Raw genomic sequence first — 19,108 nt, forward strand, 5'->3', positions numbered from 1 at the left:
CCCGCCGCTGGAATTGCTCACGTCCGGTTGATCGACACGCCGCCATCGGCAAACAGAGCCGCTCCGGTGGTGAAGCTCGAGGCATCGGAGGCGAGATAGAGCGCCGAGCGGGCGATCTCCTCCGGCATCGCGACACGCTTGAGCGCATGCAGGCCTTCGACGAAGGCCCGTGATTCCGGAGTCTTGAAGGTTGCCGCCGGCGTGTCTGTGCCGCCGGGCAGCAGCGCGTTGACCCGCACGCCTTTCGGGCCGTATTCGGCGGCAAGCACCTGTGTCAGTCCGATCAGGCCGGCCTTGCTCGCGGCATAACTGGTCATGCCTGGCATGCCGACTGTGTGGCCGACGAAGGTGGAGGTGAAGATCAGCGAACCACCGCCACGCTCGACCATTGCCGGCACCTGGTATTTGGCGCCGAGAAACGCGCTGGTGAGATTGGTGTCGAGCGTCTCGCGCCAGCCTTCCAGCGGCAGTTCGGCTATCGGTCCCATCAGGCCGACAGCGCCGGCATTGTTGAAGGCGATGTCGAGCCCGCCGAATTTTTCGACCGCCAGATCGACAAGGGCCTTTGCGTAGGCTTCGTCGCGGACATCGCCCGCAAGCGCGATGGCGATGCCATCGGCATCCGCGATTTCGGCGACAAGCGCGTCGAGCTCGGCCTGGCGGCGGGCGGCGACGATGACCTTGGCGCCTTCCTCGGCAAAGAGTTTTGCCGTGGCGCGGCCGATGCCGGAACTGGCGCCGGTGACGATGGCGACCTTGTTGGCGAGTGCGAACATTTTTGCATCCTTTTCTTCGCGCCGGCTTGACCGGCAGTTGGGATGCTTGGTCGCAGATCGAGGCAAAGCGAGCCACCCGATACCCGCCAAGATGCTGGAAAGCGCCGACGCGCCGGATGCGTCTTTTTCACCACGGCGCAAAACGGCAAGCGCCGTCGCAAACAGCGCAAGGGTGGAAGCGCTGTTTCGCTAGTGATACACCTCGCGCGCCGGGACCGACTGAACGCCGGCCGCCATTCGCGAAGCCTTTTTGGGGCGAGGTTGGGACGTTGAAGAAATATTCGGTATTCGCCATCGCCCGTGAAGCCATGCGCGGCCACAAGGGCTGGGAAGAACAGTGGTCCTCGCCTGAGCCCAGGAAAGAATACGACGTCATCATCGTCGGCGCCGGCGGCCATGGCCTGGCCACCGCCTATTACCTCGCCACGGTTCACGGCATCACCAATGTCGCGGTGCTGGAAAAGGGCTGGCTCGGCGGCGGCAACACAGGCCGCAACACCACCATCATCCGCTCCAACTATCTCTATGACGAGAGCGCCGGCATCTACGACCATGCACTGAAGCTGTGGGATGGGCTGAGCCAGGAGCTCAACTACAACGTCATGTATTCGGCGCGCGGCGTCATGATGCTCGCGCACAATGTGCACGACGTGCAGGTGCTGAAGCGCCACGTGCACGCCAACCGGCTGAACGGTATCGACAATGAGTGGCTGACGCCGGAGCAGGCGAAGGAATTCTGCCCGCCGCTCAACACCTCCAGGGATGCGCGCTATCCGGTGGTCGGTGCGGCGCTGCAGCGGCGCGGCGGCACGGCGCGCCACGATGCGGTTGCCTGGGGCTATGCGCGCGGCGCCTCGGCGCGCGGCGTCCATATCATTCAGAATTGCGAGGTCACCGGGGTCAAGCGGGCGGCCAATGGCGCGGTTTTGGGCGTCGACACGACGCGCGGCTTCATCGGTGCCAAGAAGGTCGGCGTCGTTGCCGCCGGCCATTCCTCCGTCATCATGAATATGGCCGGCGTGCGCATGCCGCTGGAAAGCTATCCGCTGCAGGCGCTGGTGTCGGAACCGGTCAAGCCGGTGGTGCCCTGCGTGGTCATGTCGAACACGGTGCACGCCTATATCTCGCAGTCCGACAAGGGCGAGCTGGTGATCGGCGCCGGCACCGACCAGTACGTCTCCTATTCGCAGACCGGCGGCCTGCACATATTGCAGCACACGCTGGACGCCATCTGCGAGATGTTCCCGATCTTCACGCGCATGAAGATGCTGCGCTCGTGGGGCGGCATCGTCGACGTCACGCCCGACCGCTCGCCGATCCTGGCCAAGACGCCGGTGCCCGGCCTTTATGTCAATTGCGGCTGGGGCACCGGCGGCTTCAAGGCGACGCCGGGCTCGGGCCATGTCTTTGCTCACACCATCGCCAAAGACGATCCGCATCCGATCAACGCGCCCTTCACCATCGAGCGCTTCCGCACCGGCCGGCTCATCGACGAGGCGGCGGCGGCGGCGGTGGCGCACTGATGATGGCTGGGATGGCTGTCGCGATGCCGCTGATGCTGGCGGGGGAACACGTGCTGGCGGGGGAACGGGGCATGTTCCATTTTCCGTCGGCTGACGAAGTGCGCACGCAACCGATCAGCCGCACCGGCAACGAGACCGTCTGGCCGTTTTCGGTCGACGACGGCACGCTGGCCTGCGTCTGGAGCGGCGGCCAGCGGGTGGTGATGTTCTTCGAGGGACGTCCCGAAGGGCTTGACGAAGACGAGACATTCCAGCCGCGTCAAGTCATCGTCACCACCGATCCGATGCAACTCACTCTCGGCAACATGGCGTCGCGCGATCTGTTTCGTCCCGCTGCAAGCGTGGAGGAACGCATCCGGCTCGTCGCGCCGTTCGCGACCCTGGGACAGAAGCTTTGCGATCAACCGGCGGGCGCCCGCGTCGGCCACGGCGAATTGTAGGAACGAACAAATGCTTCTCATCCGCTGCCCCTATTGCGAGGAAGAGCGTCCGGAACTCGAGTTCCGCAACGCCGGCGAGGCGCATATTGCGCGCTCGGCCAATATGGCCGGCGAGAGCGACGACGATTTCGAAAAGTTCTTCTTCATCCGCTCCAACCCCAAGGGCATCATCTATGAGCGGTGGCGGCACATGCATGGCTGCGCGCGCTTCTTCAACGCCGTGCGCGACACCGTCACCGACAGGTTCGTCATGACCTACAAGGCCGGCGAACCCAAACCCTCCAAGCTGCCGGGAGTTGGCAAATGAGCGGCGCGTCGTACCGCATTTCCGGCGCCGGCCGCTTCAGCCAAGCCAAGACCGCGCGTTTCAGCTTCGATGGCCAGTCCTATGCCGGCATCGAGGGCGACACGCTGGCCTCGGCGCTGCTCGCCAATGGCGTCCATCTGGTCGGCCGTTCGTTCAAGTACCACCGTCCGCGCGGCATCCTGTCGGCGGGCGCCGAGGAGCCGAACGCGCTGGTCGAAATCAGGCGCGACGCGGCACGCAAGACGCCGAACGTGCGCGCGACTGTGCAGGAGCTTTATGACGGGCTCGAGGCGCAGTCGCAGAACCGCTGGCCGTCGCTGTCCTTCGACGTCGGTGCGGTCAACGACATCGCGTCGCCGATGTTTTCGGCCGGCTTCTACTACAAGACCTTCATGTGGCCGAAGGCGGCATGGAAGAGCCTGTACGAGCCCAAGATCCGCGCCGCGGCCGGTCTTGGCGTTTCCCCGGACCAGCCCGATCCCGACCATTATTCGTCACGCTATGCGCATTGCGACGTGCTGGTGCTGGGCGGCGGTGCGGCGGGCATCGCTGCGGCATTGGCAGCGGCGGAGACCGGCGTGCGCGTCATCCTCGCCGACGAGCAGGCCGAGTTCGGCGGCAGCCTGCGTTTCGAGAGCGGCGCGAAAATCGACGGCCAGGACGGCTTTGCCTGGGCGCAAGCTGCGGTGGCGAAGCTCGCCGCGATGGACAATGTCCGCGTGCTGTCACGCACGACGGCGTTCGGTTATTACGCGCAGAATTTCGTCGGCCTGGTCGAGCGTGTCAGCGATCATCTGAAGGCTCCCGGCCACGATCTGGCGCGCGAGCGGCTGTGGCAGGTCAGGGCCAAGCGCGTGGTGCTGGCCTCGGGCGCCATCGAGCGCCACATGGTGTTCGCCGACAACGACCGCCCGGGCATCATGCTGGCGGGTGCCGCGCGCACCTATCTCAACCACTATGGCGTCGCGGTCGGCAGGAATGTCGGCGTCTACACCGCCAATGATTCCGCCTATGCAGCGGCGATCGACCTGAAGAAGGCCGGCGTCAACGTGGCGGCGATCGTCGATTTGCGCGACAATCCGACCGGACCGGTGATCGACGAGGCGAGGGCGCTCGGCATCGAGGTCAATTTCGGCCGCGCGGTGATCCGCGCCGGCGGCAAGCTGCGCGTTTCCTCGATGACGGTGCAGCCGAAGAATGGCGGCGGCGAACGCACCATTCCAGTCGACGCGATCCTGATGTCGGCCGGCTGGACGCCGTCGGTGCATCTGTTCTCGCAGTCGCGCGGCAAGGTCGCCTTCAACGACGAGACCAAGCGCTTCGTGCCGGGCACCTATGCGCAGGATTGCGTCTCTGTCGGCGCCTGCAATGGTGCCGACGGCCTATCGGCGACGGTCGACGAGGCCTATGCCGCGGGCGCCAAAGCGGCCAGGGATGCGGGCGCGAAAACCGCCAAGGGTACGAAGCCGAAGGTCGACACCTCCGAGAGCTGGTCGCGCGGCATGCTGGGTGCGGCTCCTGGCGCCGGGCCGGACACCACGGTGAAGGCGTTTGTCGACTTCCAGAACGACGTCACCGCCAAGGATATCCGCCAGGCGGTGCACGAAGGCATGCGCTCGATCGAGCACGTCAAGCGCTTCACCACCAACGGCATGGCCACCGATCAGGGCAAGACCTCCAACATGCACGGCCTGGCGATTGCCGCCGAGATGCTGGGAAAGCCAATCCCGGAGGTCGGCCTGACCACGTTCCGGGCGCCCTATACGCCGGTGACCTTCGGCGCGATCGTCAGCCATGCGCGCGGGCCGCTGTTCGATCCGACGCGTAAAACGGCGATCCATCCCTGGGCCGAGGCGCAAGGCGCGGTGTTCGAGGACGTCGGCCAGTGGAAGCGCGCCTGGTATTTCCCCAAGGCGGGCGAGGACATGCACGCCGCGGTCGACCGCGAATGCGTCGCCGTGCGCAAGACGGCCGGCCTGTTCGATGCCTCGACGCTCGGCAAGATCGAAGTGGTCGGGCCGGATGCGGCCAAGTTCATGGAACTGCTCTACACCAACCCATGGGAGAAGCTGGAACCCGGCCGCTGCCGCTACGGCATCATGCTGCGCGAGGATGGCTTCATCTATGATGACGGCGTCGTCGGCAGGCTGGCGCCCGACCGCTTCCATGTGACGACGACGACCGGCGGTGCGCCGCGCGTCATGAACCATATGGAGGACTATCTCCAGACCGAGTTCCCGCATCTCAATGTCTGGCTGACCTCGATCACCGAGCAGTGGGCGGTCATCGCCGTGCAGGGACCCAAGTCGCGCGACATCATCGCGCCGCTGGTCGAAGGCATCGACATGTCGGACGAGGCGCTGCCGCACATGTCGGTGCGCGAAGGCAAGATCTGCGGCGTGCCGACGCGGCTGTTCCGCATGTCGTTCACCGGCGAGCGCGGGTTCGAGGTCAATGTGCCGGCCGATTATGGCCAGACGGTCTGGGAAGCGCTGTGGGCCGAAGGCCAGAAGCATGGTGCGGCTGCTTATGGCACCGAGGCGATGCACGTGCTGCGCGCCGAAAAGGGCTACATCATCGTCGGCCAGGACACCGATGGCACGGTAACGCCGAACGACGCCGGCCTCGACTGGGCGGTCGGCAAGAAGAAGACCGATTTCGTCGGCATCCGCGGCCTGACTCGGCCGGACCTTGTCGCCAAGGGCCGCAAGCAGTTGGTGGGCCTCAAGACCAAAGATCCCAAGGTGGTGCTCGAAGAAGGCGCGCAGATCGTCGAGGATCCGAAGCAGGCGATCCCGATGAAGATGATCGGCCATGTCACTTCGAGCTACTGGTCGGAAAATTGCGGCCGCTCGATCGCGCTGGCGCTGGTCGCCGGCGGCCGCGACCGGATGGGCGACACGCTCTACGTGCCGATGCCGAACGGGGTGATCGAAGTGGAGGTTACCGGCATGGTGTTCTTCGACGAGACGGGAGGGCGCCTCAATGGCTAAGGCCGCTGCAAGGAAGACGGCTCCGGCTGCATCGCCTTCGGTCGAGCGCCGTCCGGCGCTGGCTGGACGCAGCACCACTGCTGCCGCCGTCAAGGTCGAGGTGCTGCCGCCGGCCAAGCGCATTTCGCTGCGTGCGCCGGAGGCTTCGGCCGCAGCGCTTTCGAAGGCGCTCGGCGTGACCTTGCCGAAAAAGCCGAAGACATCCGCCTCAAGGGGTGGGCGCATCGCTCTGTGGCTCGGCCCCGACGAATGGCTTGTCATCGATGAGGCCGGCAACGATCCGCTCGCCGATTGCGCCAAAGTATCCGCGCCGCATTCGGCGGTTGGCGTCTCGCATCGCAACATCGCGATATCAGTGACGGGCACTGGGGCAGCGGCGACGATCAATGCGGGCTGCCCGCAAGACCTGTCGCTCGACGCGTTCCCGGTTGGAGCGGCGTCGCGCACCATCCTGGGCAAGACCGAGATCGTGCTGTTGCGCACAGCCGCCGATGCCTTCCGGGTCGAATGCTGGCGTTCCTTCTCGGACTATGTCTTTACTTTCCTGTCCGAGGGATCGCGCGACGCGGCGGTCTGAACTCGGAACGTTTTGCAGGGCACGCTCGTTCTGCATCCGCACGCCGAGGGAGAAATGCCGATGCCGTCGAATTCCGCGCCGAAGTCGCCGGTCAAAAAGACATCGGCCGTCCGCTCGCTCGAACATGAGCGACATGAAGCCCCGAGCGCCGAAGAGGAACTCGAGGAAGGCCTTGAAGACACGTTCCCGGCCAGCGATCCGGTATCCATTACCGGAACCGCCATCCCCGGCGCACCGGCGAAACCGGGCAAGGCCAAGACCGTGCCGGGGCGCAAGAAGCGCAAGACCTAGTATTCCATCGGGCCAGATCGCATCGGACCTTCTCAATCTCCTTGGGCGTGCTATTTAAAGCGCTTTGGGAGATGAAAATGCCGACAAAAGCGATCGTTTGGGGCGAGAATGTCCACGAGCAGACCAATGAAGCCGTGCGCGAACTCTATCCCTTGGGGATGCACGGCACCATCGCCGCCGCCCTCAACCAGGACATGGGCATCGAGGCGACCACCGCAACCTTGCAGGAGCCCGAGCACGGCCTGAGCGAAAAGCGCCTGGCGGCCACCGACGTGCTTTTGTGGTGGGGCCACGCGGCGCATGGCGAGGTCAAGGACGAGATCGTCGAGCGGGTGCAGAAGCGAGTGTGGGAAGGGATGGGCCTGATCGTGCTCCATTCCGGCCACTACTCGAAGATCTTCAAGCGGCTGATGGGCACGCCCTGTTCGCTGAAATGGCGCGAGGCGGGCGAGCGCGAGCGCGTCTGGGCGATCAACCGCGGCCACCCGATCGCGCAAGGCATCGGCGAGTGCCTGGAGATCGGCGAGACCGAAATGTATGGCGAGCCGTTCGCGGTGCCGGAGCCGCTGGAGACGGTGTTCGTCTCCTGGTACGAGGGCGGCGAGGTGTTCCGGTCCGGGCTGACCTACCAGCGCGGCGCGGGACGGATCTTCTACTTCTCGCCCGGCCACGAGACCTATCCGATCTATCACAATGAGGGCGTGCAGCAGGTGCTGCGCAACGCCGTCCATTGGGCGCACAACCCGGCGCCGGCATGGTCCGGCATCACCAATGCGCCGAACGTGCCGACGGATGCGGCCAAGGAGAAGATCGTGCAGAAGGGGCTGCGCCTGCATGCCGATGGCGACAAGGGCCTGAGCTGATTGGGGCGGCCTGAGCTGATCGGGCCTGAGTTGCCCAAGGCGTGAGTTGATTTTGGGGGCTTGGGGCTAATGCATCGAATTCTTCTGCTCGGCACCGGCGGTATCGCCGGGCATCATGTCGAGGAGTTTGCCGGGATTCCCGGCTGCAGCATCGTCGCCTGTGTCGACCAGGTGCCCGGCCGCGCTGCGGCGTTCGCCGCGGCCAGCAAGATCGGCGATTCTTTCGAGAGCCTGGAGGCGGCGATCGCCTGGGGCGAGTTCGATGCCGCCATCAACGCGACGCCGGATGGTGCGCATAGGGCGACGACGCTGGCGCTGCTCGGCGTGGGAAAACATGTGTTTTGCGAAAAGCCGCTGGCGCCGAACTACGCCGACGCGTTTGATATGACGCAAGCGGCCGAGGCTGCCGGGGTGATCAACATGGTCAACCTCACCTATCGCAACTCACCGGCGATCCACGAGGCGCGGCGCATGGTTCAGGCCGGCGAGATCGGCGCGTTGCGCCATGTCGAGGCGAGCTACCGGCAAAGCTGGCTGGTCAGCAAATCATGGGGTGACTGGCGGGTCGAGGACAAATGGCTGTGGCGCTTGTCCAGCCGGCACGGTTCGACCGGCGTGCTGGGCGATGTCGGCATCCATATCCTGGATTTCGCCACCTATGGCGCCGGCCAGGATATCGTCAGCCTGCATGCCGATCTGGTGACGTTTCCGAAGGCCGAGGGCGAGCGCATCGGCGACTATGTGCTGGACGCCAATGACAGCGTGGCAATGACGGCGCGGCTCGATTGCGGCGCGCTCGCCACGATCGTGGCGAGCCGCTATATGACCGGCCACGCCAACGATCTGTCGCTGGCCCTGCACGGCACCCAGGGCGCCATCAAGGTCGAGACCGACGGCAAGGCATCGAGCCTGTCGGCCTGCCTCGGCGGGGATGTCGATCTTCAGCGCTGGCGGACTTTGGATCTGCCCAGTGTCAAGCGCAATGCGCGACGCTTTGCCGATGCGCTGGATGCAGGCCGGAATGGCGATCCGTCGTTCCGGCGCGCCGCCGACATGCAGAAGCTGATCGACGCAGCCTTTGAGAGTTCAGCAGCGAAGCTGCCGATTTCGGTCGCTTGAAGCTGGCCGGCTTGTGCCGGCCAGACGCGATCTTTGCTGATATCAGAATGCGCTCGGCACAATCCACGGATTGATGCTGATGCCGAGCCGCGGGCCCTTGCCTTCAGCGGTGTTTTCCGTGGCACCCTTCTTCTCGACCGAACCGGTCGAAGCGCAATCGAGCTTCAGGTTGGTCTTGGTGTCAACGCAGGCCGCCACCGGCGCATGCTTGACCGGATGGGTGGTGTTGGCGGCGAAAGCCGAGCCCGAAAGTGCCAGCACGGCGGCGAGGGTGAGGAGTGTCTTTTTCATTGTCAGTCTCCGGTTTCCGGGTCGAATTCAATTCGTAACGACGGGTGAATTTTTCTCGTACATGTACGATAGACTGTACATATACGCCGTGGATTGGGAATTCAAGGGAAAACCGTACGCGTACGATAAATTTTTCGTTAACCAAGAAATCCCCCCAGGGTTTGGCTGGGGCGGAGAGAAAATATGGAAATGAAAGGGAACGGCGTTCAGCAGTTGACCGGTGTCTCGGTCAACGGCGGGACGTTTTGCGTGCTGAGCGTGGCGAGCGTGAAATCGCACATCCGCTTCACGAAGGCCTGCGGGTCGCCGAAGGGGTAGAATGGAAAGGTGATGAGCAGCGAGATCGTGCCGTGGCCGACCGCCCACAGCATGGTGGCGATGGCGCGCGGATCGCCCTGCAATTTTCCGGCGGCAACGCAGGCCTCGACCCGGCTGATCAGCGCCTTCATCGCCGGGTTGCTCTCTTCCATGTCGTCGTAGCTCCTGCCTTCCGGCAGCTTGGTCTTTTCGGTCATGAATACGGTGCGGTATTCGTTGGGATTGCCGAGCCCGAAGGCGGCATATTCCGTCATCACCGCCTGCAAGGCTGCGATCGGATCATCGGACGGATGCTCCTCGATGCGGCGAGCAAGCGTCTCGAATGCGTCCTCGGCCAGAGCGAACAGGATGTCCTGCTTGTCGGCGAAGTAGGAATAAACGGACATCGGGGCGTAGCCGACCCGCTTGGCCAGCTTGCGGATGGTCAGGCCCTCATAGCCCTCTTCCTGGACAAGCTTATGCGCGGCCTCGAGCAATTCGGAGCGCAGTTCTGCTTTTTGTTTCTCGCGGCGTGTCTGGACGCTCTGCGGCAAGATCTGGTGCCTTCGGTTGGGTTGGTGGCTGGCTAAATTATATACGCTGTACGGAAACGGACAAGGGCACGGGAAGTTCCCAAACGGTATGCTTCGGATCGTGCCGACGCTTGTCGTAATTTGGCAGCCCCGTGATCAGCACCGTTCCTCTGTCGAAATGGCCCATCACGCCTCCCTGTCGATCAGTTCTGCGGCAAGACACGAAAGCAGTTTCACCGCCTCGCCATAGGTTTTCGCCTTCTCGGGATTGGAGGCGTTGCCGTCCAGCGCCCGCTTGAAGACGCCCTGGCAGATGGCAGCCAGCCTGAAGAAGGAAAAGGCGAGGAAGAACGTCCAGTTGCCGATACCGGTGAGCCCGCGCCGCCGGCAGTAGGCGGCGACGTAGTCCTCTTCGGAAGGCAGGCCGAGTGCGGAACGATCGATACCGCCCAGGCCGCGAAAGCCGGAAGCGTGCGGCAGCCGCCATTGCATGCATTGATAGGCGATATCGGCGAAGGGGTGGCCTGATGTCGAAAGTTCCCAGTCGAGCACTGCCAGAACCGTTGGCCGGTCCGGCGCGAAGATCAGATTGTCCAGCCGGTAGTCGCCATGGACCAGTGAGATCCGGCCGTCATCTACGGGCATATGCGTTTCCAACCAGGCAATCAGCCGGTCCATGTCGGCGACGGTGCCGGTTTCCGAGGCACGGTACTGGCTCGTCCAGCGCGCCAGTTGGCGCTCGAAATAATTGCCCGGCCGGCCGAAATCGCCGAGTCCCACTGTTTCGACATCGACCTCGTGCAGGGCGGCGAGGGTGTCGTTCATGGCATCGTAGATGGCGGCGCGTTCATCATTGTCGCCAGCCTCCGGCAGAGCCGGATCCCAGAAAATGCGGCCGTCGAGGAAATCCATCACGTAGAACATGCGGCCGATGGGCGAGCCTTCCGCCGACAGATGCAGCATGGCCGGCACAGGCACGGCGGTGCCGGCAAGCGCGCTCATCACCCTGAATTCGCGGTCGACCTGGTGCGCCGATTTCAGCAATTGCCCCGGCGGCTTGGCGCGCAGCACGTAACGGCCGCTTGCCGCCGTCAAAAGGTAGGTCGGGTTCGATTGGCCGGATTTGAACTTCTCGACTGCAGCAAGCCCGGAAAAGCCCGGTATGCTCGCCTCGAGGTAAGGCGCAAGCGCTGCCTGGTCGAGAACGGGATCACTCATGCCGTCTCGGGCTGGCGTTCGATCAAGGTCAGCGTCAGCCAGCGCGCGGTCAGTGCCGGCTTCTTCGAACCCTCGATCTCGATCGTCACGTCATGCGCGGTCTGCACCCAGCCCGACGGCCTGACCTTGACGTCGGCCAGCACGAAACGGGTGCGGATGCGCGCACCGGTTTTCACCGGCGCCAGGAAGCGCAGCGAATCGAAGCCGTGGTTGACGCCCATCTTGCCGTTTTCCAGCGGCGGCATGGTCTCGAAGGTCATCGCCGACAACAGCGACAGCGACAGGAAGCCGTGCGCGATGGTGCCGCCGAACGGCGTTTCACGCATCGCCCGCTCCGGATCGCAGTGGATGAACTGATGGTCGTCCGTGGCGTCGGCGAACTGGTCGATCATGCGTTGCGTGACCACCCGCCACGGCGACACGCCGACCTCCTTGCCGACACTGGCCAGAAGCACATCGAGACTGATCGGTTCCACGCTCATGTCCTCCAGTTCACCCCCGGCTTCTATGGCCGGAAAATGTCATTCCTTGAACAAGGTCAGCCCATGCTGCACCGACTGTCCGCCATCGATCGGCAGGATGGCGCCAGTGACATAGCTGCCTGCACGGCTGCACAAATAGAGCGTTGCGCCGGCAATGTCATCCGGTGCGCCGATACGGCCGATCGGAACATGGCTGCCGACGTGCCTGGCCTGCTCATCCGTACCGGTGGCGAATGCCGTCATCCGGCTCTGGAAGGGGCCGGGGGCAAAGGCGTTAACGGTGATGCGGCGGGCGGCGAACTCGAGCGCCAGTGTGCGCGTCAGATGATGAACCGCAGCCTTCGAGGCGGTGTAGGAATAGGCGTCGTCGGCCAGCGGCTGCGTGCCCATTACCGAACCGAGGTTGATCACCCTGGCCGGATCGGCGTCGCTGGCGGCGGCATCGAGCAGCGGCAGCAATTCGCGCGTCAGATGGAAGACCGCGGTGACGTTGACGCCAAACACCTTGGCCCATGCCGAATAGGGGAAGCTTTCCAGCGGCGCGCCCCAGGAGACGCCGGCGTTGTTGATCAGAATGTTCAGCCGTTCGGTGCGCGATTTGACCTCGGCGACGAGTGCGGCGATGCCGGCTTCGCTGGAAACGTCGCCGACGAAGCCGTCGGCCCGGCCCGGTGCACCAAGCTGGTTCAACTCTTCGGCGACCTTGATACAATCCTCGCCCTTGCGCGACGCGATCATCACGCTGGCGCCGGCCCTGACCAGCGCGGTCGCCGCCATGCGGCCGATGCCGGTCGCCGCACCCGTCACCAGCGCGGTCTTGCCGGCCACCGAAAACAGTTCGTCCAGATAGCTCATCACAATTCTCCGCGCTCGGCATGCGGGCAAACAGTTCGTTGACAAGGCTATCCGAAGTACGGTCATCCTTGCCACTGACAAAATGCCTGGCGTGTATGAAGGGTTAGCGACCGATGACGGAGATGAATCTCGGCATGACCGAGCGGCTGAAGCCAATCCACGCGCGCGTCGCGGCCATGGTGCGCGACGAGATCATGCCGCTCGACCATGAATTCCTCAGCGAAGTGGGCAAGGCAGGCAACCGCTGGGTCTACAGTGCGCGTCAGAGCGAGATCCTCGAAGGGCTGAAGAAGACCGCAAGAGAGCGCGGCCTGTGGAATTTCTGGCTGACCGGCTCGGAACGCGGCTATGGCCTTTCCACCGTCGAATACGCCTATCTGGCCGAAGAGATGGGCAAGGCGCATCTCGGCGCCGAGACCTTCAACTGCTCGGCGCCCGACACCGGAAACATGGAGGTGCTGGAGCGATACGGCTCGGCCGACCACAAGAAAGCATGGCTGGAACCGCTGCTCGACGGCAAGATCCGCTCGGCCTATCTGATGACCGAGCCGGATGTCGCTTCATCCGATGCCACCAACATTGCCATGCGTTGTGAACGCCACGGCGGCGACTATGTGCTCAATGGCGAGAAATGGTGGGCTTCGGGCGCCGGCGATCCGCGCTGCGCCATCTACATCGTCATGGTCAGGACCGGGGGCGATGACGAGCCGCAGCACCGCCGCCATTCGATGATCCTGGTGCCATCAGACACCAAAGGCGTGACCAAGGTGCGGGCCATGCAGGTCTATGGCGATGACGACGCGCCGCATGGCCACATGCATCTTCGCTTCGACAATGTGCGCGTACCGGCGTCGAACCTGATCCTCGGCGAGGGCAGGGGGTTCGAGATCGCGCAAGGGCGGCTCGGTCCCGGCCGCATCCACCACTGCATGCGCGCCATCGGACAGGCCGAGATGGCGCTCGAGATGCTGTGCCAGCGTTCCGTGCGCCGCGAGGCCTTCGGCCAGAAGCTGGCAAAGCTCGGCGCCAATTTCGACATCATCGCCGAATGCCGCATGGAGATCGAGATGGCGCGGCTGCTCTGCCTTAAGGCGGCGTGGATGATCGACCAGGGCGATGCGCGGGCCGCTGCTCCCTGGATCAGCCAGATCAAGGTGGTCGCACCGCGCGTCGCGCTCAAGGTCACCGACGAGGCGGTGCAGATGTTCGGCGCGCAAGGCATCAGCCAGGACACACCGCTGGCGCGGTCGTGGACGCATCTGCGGACCTTGCGCCTTGCCGACGGGCCGGACGCCGTGCATCGCCGTCAGGTGGCGCGGACGGAGTTGAGGAAATACACGCAGGAGAAGGTCTGAGCGCCGGCATCGTCATGCGGGCGCGACCCGAGGCTCGAGCGAGGAGTGTTCCGATGACCGTCCCATCCGAAATGAAGGCGCTGCTGCTTGTCGGCGATGGCTACACCAGGACACCGAGCGGCAGTGTGCTGGAGGCGATGGAGCCCTATCTCGAGCCGGGCAGCATCGCGGTGCCGACACCGGGCCCCAGCCAGGTGCTGATCAAGGTCAGCCTCGCCTCGATCAATCCGTCCGATGTCGCCTTCGTCAAGGGCCAGTACGGCCAGCCGCGTGCCAAGGGCCAGCCGGCCGGCTTCGAGGGTGTCGGCATTGTCGTCGCTAGCGGGGACGAGCCCTATCCCAAAAGCCTGATCGGCAAGCGCGTGGCTTTTGCCACCGGCGTCACCAACTGGGGCTCGTGGGCCGACTATGCCGTCGCCGAGGCGGCTGCCTGCATCCCGCTGCTCGACACCGTTCGCGACGAGGACGGTGCGGCGATGATCGTCAACCCGCTCACGGCGCTCGCCATGTTCGACATCGTCAAGGAGGAAGGCGAGAAGGCCTTCGTCATGACCGCCGGCGCCAGCCAGCTCTGCAAGCTGATCATCGGCCTGGCCAGCGAAGAGGGTTTCCGGCCGATCGTCACCGTGCGCCGTGACGACCAGATCGCGGCTCTGAATGCGCTTGGCGCGGCGCACGTGCTCAATGAAAGGGCGCCGGATTTCAAGGCGGCGCTGCGCGAGGTGATGAAGGCCGAACAGCCGCGCATCTTCCTTGACGCGGTAACCGGGCCGCTTGCCTCCGCCATCTTCAACGTCATGCCGAAGCGGTCGCGCTGGATCATCTATGGGCGGCTCGATCCCGAAGCCACCGTTATCCGCGAGCCCGGCCAACTGATCTTCCAGCACAAGCATATCGAAGGGTTTTGGCTGAGCGAGTGGATGCGCCAGTTCCGCGATCGCCGCGGCCCGGCGATCCTGGAAGCGCAGAAGCGTTTTTCCGATGGGCGCTGGTCGACCGACGTGACGGCGGTAGTGCCGCTCGCCGAGGCGATGGCGCGGCTGCCAGCCGAACTGGCCAAGCCCAACGGCAAGGTGTTCATCCGGCCTTGAACGAAAATGGCTGGCGAGCGAAGTCCAGTTACTGCAAAAAAGGGGCTGCTTGTGAGAAAATGGTGGTTTGTCCCGATTGTCCTCATGTCGATGGCCAGTACCATTGGTGCACAGGCTGCCGAAAAGTTCCCGCCGTTTTGGCGCAAGGCGATGACGAACGATCCCAGTACGAATTACTTTCTCAAGAAATATTCGGCCCCGCTGGATGATCCTGCCGGGACCGCGGTCAGGAATATCATGCTGGCGCGGGTCGTCGGCGCCGAATGTCAGGCCTCCAGACTCAACAAGGCCAAGATCAAAGCCTATCGCGACAGGATGATCGGGCCGCTCACGCCTGAGCAACTCAAAACAGCTGCATTTGAAGGTGGTAGTGCGTTGCGCAGTTTCAACTACCAGGATCTCGCTCACCTCTGTGCCGGCATCGACTATCAGTTCGGGTCGAAAGGCGTGCTGATCCCGGGGGCTGTTCTTGCTGGTAAGGGCGAGCCGAAATATCCCTTTGATCCGCGCAACCCCTATTTTCGTTTGCCCGAATTCACTGGCGATTAGTCAGGTCGCCAGCCTCGGACGGCAGCCATGAAGGTGGGAACGCATATTCGAGGCGAAGGAGGTGCGGCCCTGACGTTCGTCAGCCCCCTATGCCACGCCACTTCGTCCGTGATATGCCGCCGCCATCGAATGCCGGGACAGGCTGGACTGATCCAGTTCCGGGATTGTGTGGAGCGCCTTGATGACGATTTCCAAGCCGGTTTTCGACCGTTTGGGGTTTGGCCTGTGGATCGGAGCGTTCCTGGTCGTTCTTGCCCTGGTCCTGTGGTCGCCGCACACGCGGACGGTATGGCAGGCCTATATCGACGGCAGCGAGGCGCTTCAGGCCGGTCTGCCGCTCTACGACACCCAGTCCGAGATGGGGTATCTCTACGCGCCGGCCTTTGCCGCGCTCTACGCTCCAATAGTCAAGCTCGGTCCGCATCTGGGCGGCTTGGTTTGGCATTCCATTGGCTTTGCGGTGCTGACCTACGCCGCGATGCGGCAGGTGCGCAAGCTCGGCGGCGGCGAACTGACATGGCTGCTTTCTTTCGGTCTTTTCCTCGCTTTGCCGATGGCGGTGGGGGCGATCCGCAACGGCCAGGCGACGATCCTTTTGACCGGCGCTTGCTGGCTTCTCACCCTGTCGGCGCTGGAAGGGCGGCGGGCGGAGACGTTCTTCTGGGCTTCGCTTGCCATCATCGCCAAGCCGACCGCGATCATAATGCTGTTGTTGGTAGGAGCCCTTCGGCTCCGGTTGATACCGGTGCTGGTGCTGGCGCTGCTGTTCGTGCTGGCACTGCCTTACGCTTTTGCTCCCGCCGGCTATCTCAACGATCAGTATCGTGTCTTCGCCCAGATGCTGACCTCCATGGCCGTCGATAACACCAGCCATTTCGTGCCCACCGATTTCACGGCACCGTTCACCACGATAGGACTGCCAATACCGGAATTCGGCGCAACGATCGTGCGCATGGTCATGGCCCTGTTTACGCTTTCTGCCGTCATCTGGTTCGACCGCAGGCTCGAACAGGGAAAGGCGGCGCTGGCGATCTTCCTGACAGCCACTTTCTACATGTGCGTCTTCAACCCGCGCGTCGAGCCAAACACCTTTGCCATGATCGCGGTACCAGCCGGTCTTGCCATCGCCCTGTTGTGGCGTGAAGAACGGGGCGGCGTCCTTGCCTCAGTGCTGTCGACGACGCTGTTCGTGACCGGGTTGAGCGGCGTCGAGCGCCATGTGCACGATTTCCTCTTCCCCTGGTTCCGGCCGGTCGCCGTCACTTTCATCGCCGGTTCGCTGATCTGGTGGTTCTGGGCCAAGGCACGGGAAAAGGTGGTGAATGCGGGAGTCGCCAATGGTTGAGTTGCGGCCGAGCCTCGATATCGTCGCACCGTTCTTCAACGAGGCGGCATCGGCATCGGCCTTCGCGCGCCTGCTGGGCGAGCTCGAAGTGGCCGTGGCACAACGCTTCGGCATGACCGTACACAAGATCCTCGTCGATGACGGCAGTCGTGACGATGGCGCCGTGCGGTTTTCGCAAGCGCTGACGGGGTCGTGGGAGATCGTGCGCCTCAGCCGCAATTTCGGCAAGGAAGTCGCGGTGCTCGCCGGCCTCGACCAGTCGCGCGGCGACATGGTGCTGATCATGGACGCCGACCTCCAGCATTCCCTGGACATCAGCCTGAAGCTGATCGCCGAGCTGGTGGACCATCCGGACATCGACGTCGTCTATGCGCAGAACGACCGCCGCGAGGCGAGCTGGCGGCGCAGCCAGCTTGCACGGCTTTTCTACAGCCTGATCAACTCGAGCCAGCGTTTCGATATTCCCGAAAATGCCGGCGACTTTCGCGTCATGCGCGGCGCCGTGGCGCGTGCGCTGACCAGCCTGCGCGACAAGCGGCGCTTCAACAAGGGCCTGTTTGCCTGGGCCGGCTTTCGCCAGAAGGCGTTGCCCTATTCGCCGGAAGGCCGCGCCAGCGGCACGTCGAAATGGAGCCGGCTCAACCTGATCGCCTTCTCGCTCGAAGGTTTTACTTCCTTTTCCGTCATTCCCTTGCGTCTCATCAGCCTCAGTGGGCTGCTCGCGGCGTTGGCCGGTGCGCTCTATGGCGCCAAGGTGCTCTTCGAGGTGATCTTCTACGGCATTGCCGTTCCGGGCTACCCCAGCCTGCTGGTTGCCGTCGTCCTGCTCGGCGGCCTCAACCTGACCTTGCTTGGCCTGATCGGCGAATACGTCTGGGTCACGCTCAGCGAGAGCAAGGATCGCCCGGTCTATCTCGTGCGCGACATCGTGCGCAGCGTGGCCCCCGCCGATCGACCGGAGCCGGGCACTTCGAACAGATGACGCGGCGCATCCGCCTGATCGCCGACGATTACGGCCTGGCGCCCGGCGTTTCCGCCGCGATTCTCGACCTGCTCGATCGCGGCCGCCTGACCGGCACCAGCTGCATGACCGGCTTTCCGGAATGGGAAGCGGAGGCAGAGCGCATAAAACCGCTGTGCGGCCGGGCCGCGGTCGGGCTGCATCTCACCTTGACCGACCAGTTGACCATTACCGGCCGGTCGAGCCTGGCGCCGGAAGGCCGGCTGCCACCGCTCCGCGCACTGGCCTTGCCTGTTCTGCGCGGCCGCATCGACGAGCGCCATGTTCATGCCGAGCTTGACGCCCAGTACAGCCGCTTCGTCGAGGCGCTTGGCCGCCGCCCCGATTTCGTCGACGGGCATCAGCATGTGCATTTCCTTCCCGTCGTGCGCACATGGCTGCGCGCGCGGTTTCCAGAAGGCGCCGACAGGCCGGCCCTACGCGGCGGCCCGGCGCTGGCCGCAGGGTCGAAGGTCGCCGCGATTGCCGCGCTCGCTGCCGGGTTCAACCGTTCGATGCAGCGCGCCGGCTTCATCGTTTTCCAGCCGCTCGCCGGCATCTATGACTGGCGGCAGCCCGAAAAATTCACTGCGGTTCTGCAGGCCGCCGTCGAAGGGTTGCCGGAACAAGGGCTGTTCATGTGCCATCCCGGCCATGTCGACGAGACGCTGCGCGCGCGCGACACGATGCAAGCTGTGCGCGAGGTCGAATTCGCGGCCCTGGCATCGGACGCGTTCGGAGCCAGCCTGGCCCGCGCCAATGTCGCAATCATGGATGGCAGGGGATGAACGACGCCGAGCGGCCCCCGCGTTCGACCGGCAACAAGATCGTCCGCTTTGCCATTGTCGGACTGGCCAACACAGCCATCGACCTTGCCAGCTTCTTCCTGCTGCTCAAGCTCGGTGCTTCGCCGCTGCCGGCCAACGTTGCTGCCTGGTTCATCGCCGTCACCTTTTCCTTCGCGGCGAACGGCTTCTGGTCGTTCGAGCGCAATCGAGCCATCCGACTGCGTGACGCATTCCTTCGCTTCGCCTCGCTTGGAGGGCTGATTTCGCTCGGCTTCTCCAGCCTCTCCATCGCGCTGTTTGCCGGCATCGCCGGAGTGTGGCCGGCAAAGATCGCCGGTGTCGTAGTGGCGGCGGTGCTGAATTTCCTCGCCGCGCGCTGGTCGATCGAAGGCCGGTTCTTGAGATAGGCGGAACT

General features: G+C 64.1%; 21 protein-coding genes. 15 read left to right on the forward strand and 6 right to left on the reverse strand.

Annotated features, from left to right (window positions below; genetic code table 11):
- Positions 1–17 precede the first annotated feature (17 nt).
- Positions 18–776: an SDR family oxidoreductase gene (locus EN955_RS03040; RefSeq protein WP_024502779.1), complete on the reverse strand. Its 759-nt coding sequence runs from the start codon at positions 774–776 to the stop codon at positions 18–20.
- A 269-nt stretch (positions 777–1,045) separates the two neighbouring features.
- Between EN955_RS03040 and EN955_RS03045 the strand changes: the two genes are divergently transcribed.
- The 8 genes from EN955_RS03045 to EN955_RS03080 all read left to right on the forward strand — a co-directional run bounded on the left by EN955_RS03045 (position 1,046) and on the right by EN955_RS03080 (position 8,889).
- Entirely contained in the window at positions 1,046–2,299 is a 1,254-nt protein-coding gene (locus tag EN955_RS03045; RefSeq protein WP_013529656.1) for a sarcosine oxidase subunit beta, read from the forward strand.
- Positions 2,299–2,739, forward strand: a complete 441-nt coding sequence (locus EN955_RS03050) for a hypothetical protein (protein ID WP_024502778.1) — start codon at positions 2,299–2,301, stop codon at positions 2,737–2,739. Before EN955_RS03045 ends, EN955_RS03050 begins: the two co-directional genes overlap by 1 nt.
- Positions 2,740–2,749: 10 nt before the next feature.
- Positions 2,750–3,046: a sarcosine oxidase subunit delta gene (locus EN955_RS03055; RefSeq protein WP_013529658.1), complete on the forward strand. Its 297-nt coding sequence runs from the start codon at positions 2,750–2,752 to the stop codon at positions 3,044–3,046.
- Positions 3,043–6,039, forward strand: coding sequence for a sarcosine oxidase subunit alpha (locus EN955_RS03060; RefSeq protein WP_024502777.1), 2,997 nt, complete (start codon positions 3,043–3,045; stop codon positions 6,037–6,039). Before EN955_RS03055 ends, EN955_RS03060 begins: the two co-directional genes overlap by 4 nt.
- Positions 6,032–6,616: a sarcosine oxidase subunit gamma gene (locus EN955_RS03065; RefSeq protein ID WP_024502776.1), complete on the forward strand. Its 585-nt coding sequence runs from the start codon at positions 6,032–6,034 to the stop codon at positions 6,614–6,616. Before EN955_RS03060 ends, EN955_RS03065 begins: the two co-directional genes overlap by 8 nt.
- A 60-nt stretch (positions 6,617–6,676) precedes the next feature.
- Positions 6,677–6,907 carry a hypothetical protein gene (locus tag EN955_RS03070; protein WP_024502775.1) on the forward strand — a complete coding sequence of 77 codons (231 nt, stop codon included), beginning with the start codon at positions 6,677–6,679 and terminating at the stop codon, positions 6,905–6,907.
- Between the two features lie 77 nt (positions 6,908–6,984).
- Positions 6,985–7,770, forward strand: a complete 786-nt coding sequence (locus EN955_RS03075; protein ID WP_024502774.1) for a ThuA domain-containing protein — start codon at positions 6,985–6,987, stop codon at positions 7,768–7,770.
- Positions 7,771–7,839: 69 nt separating this feature from the next.
- Positions 7,840–8,889 carry a Gfo/Idh/MocA family oxidoreductase gene (locus EN955_RS03080; RefSeq protein WP_024502773.1) on the forward strand — a complete coding sequence of 350 codons (1,050 nt, stop codon included), beginning with the start codon at positions 7,840–7,842 and terminating at the stop codon, positions 8,887–8,889.
- Positions 8,890–8,931: 42 nt separating this feature from the next.
- Here EN955_RS03080 and EN955_RS03085 read toward each other — a convergent pair whose 3' ends face one another.
- The 5 genes from EN955_RS03085 to EN955_RS03110 form a co-directional block, all read right to left on the reverse strand.
- Complete coding sequence (locus EN955_RS03085) at positions 8,932–9,180, reverse strand: DUF680 domain-containing protein (protein ID WP_013529664.1); 249 nt, start codon at positions 9,178–9,180, stop codon at positions 8,932–8,934.
- A gap of 206 nt (positions 9,181–9,386) precedes the next feature.
- Positions 9,387–10,031 (reverse strand): TetR/AcrR family transcriptional regulator, encoded by a 645-nt coding sequence (locus EN955_RS03090; RefSeq protein WP_013529665.1) that lies wholly within the window; start codon positions 10,029–10,031, stop codon positions 9,387–9,389.
- 165 nt (positions 10,032–10,196) lie between these two features.
- Positions 10,197–11,228: a phosphotransferase family protein gene (locus tag EN955_RS03100; RefSeq protein WP_024502772.1), complete on the reverse strand. Its 1,032-nt coding sequence runs from the start codon at positions 11,226–11,228 to the stop codon at positions 10,197–10,199.
- On the reverse strand, positions 11,225–11,710 hold the full coding sequence (locus EN955_RS03105) for a MaoC family dehydratase (RefSeq protein WP_263484965.1): 486 nt from the start codon (positions 11,708–11,710) through the stop codon (positions 11,225–11,227). The genes EN955_RS03100 and EN955_RS03105 overlap by 4 nt, the downstream gene beginning before the upstream one ends.
- Positions 11,711–11,749: 39 nt before the next feature.
- Positions 11,750–12,565, reverse strand: coding sequence for an SDR family oxidoreductase (locus EN955_RS03110; protein ID WP_024502771.1), 816 nt, complete (start codon positions 12,563–12,565; stop codon positions 11,750–11,752).
- Positions 12,566–12,678: 113 nt separating this feature from the next.
- On the opposite strand from EN955_RS03110, the gene EN955_RS03115 reads away from it, so the two are divergent.
- From EN955_RS03115 to EN955_RS03145, 7 genes are all read left to right on the forward strand, one after another.
- Entirely contained in the window at positions 12,679–13,920 is a 1,242-nt protein-coding gene (locus EN955_RS03115; RefSeq protein WP_024502770.1) for an acyl-CoA dehydrogenase family protein, read from the forward strand.
- Positions 13,921–13,973: 53 nt separating this feature from the next.
- Positions 13,974–15,011 (forward strand): zinc-binding dehydrogenase, encoded by a 1,038-nt coding sequence (locus EN955_RS03120; RefSeq protein ID WP_024502769.1) that lies wholly within the window; start codon positions 13,974–13,976, stop codon positions 15,009–15,011.
- A gap of 6 nt (positions 15,012–15,017) precedes the next feature.
- The gene (locus EN955_RS03125) at positions 15,018–15,560 is read left to right on the forward strand and encodes a hypothetical protein (RefSeq protein ID WP_164752766.1); all 543 of its coding nucleotides are present in this window, start codon (positions 15,018–15,020) and stop codon (positions 15,558–15,560) included.
- A gap of 181 nt (positions 15,561–15,741) precedes the next feature.
- Positions 15,742–16,905: a glycosyltransferase 87 family protein gene (locus EN955_RS03130; RefSeq protein WP_024502767.1), complete on the forward strand. Its 1,164-nt coding sequence runs from the start codon at positions 15,742–15,744 to the stop codon at positions 16,903–16,905.
- Entirely contained in the window at positions 16,898–17,887 is a 990-nt protein-coding gene (locus EN955_RS03135) for a glycosyltransferase family 2 protein (RefSeq protein WP_024502766.1), read from the forward strand. Before EN955_RS03130 ends, EN955_RS03135 begins: the two co-directional genes overlap by 8 nt.
- Positions 17,884–18,693 (forward strand): ChbG/HpnK family deacetylase, encoded by an 810-nt coding sequence (locus EN955_RS03140; RefSeq protein WP_024502765.1) that lies wholly within the window; start codon positions 17,884–17,886, stop codon positions 18,691–18,693. The genes EN955_RS03135 and EN955_RS03140 overlap by 4 nt, the downstream gene beginning before the upstream one ends.
- Positions 18,690–19,100, forward strand: a complete 411-nt coding sequence (locus tag EN955_RS03145) for a GtrA family protein (RefSeq protein ID WP_024502764.1) — start codon at positions 18,690–18,692, stop codon at positions 19,098–19,100. The genes EN955_RS03140 and EN955_RS03145 overlap by 4 nt, the downstream gene beginning before the upstream one ends.
- The last annotated feature ends 8 nt before the right edge of the window (positions 19,101–19,108 follow it).

This window comes from Mesorhizobium sp. M7A.F.Ca.CA.001.04.2.1 (assembly GCF_003998485.1).
Lineage (GTDB): Bacteria > Pseudomonadota > Alphaproteobacteria > Rhizobiales > Rhizobiaceae > Mesorhizobium > Mesorhizobium ciceri.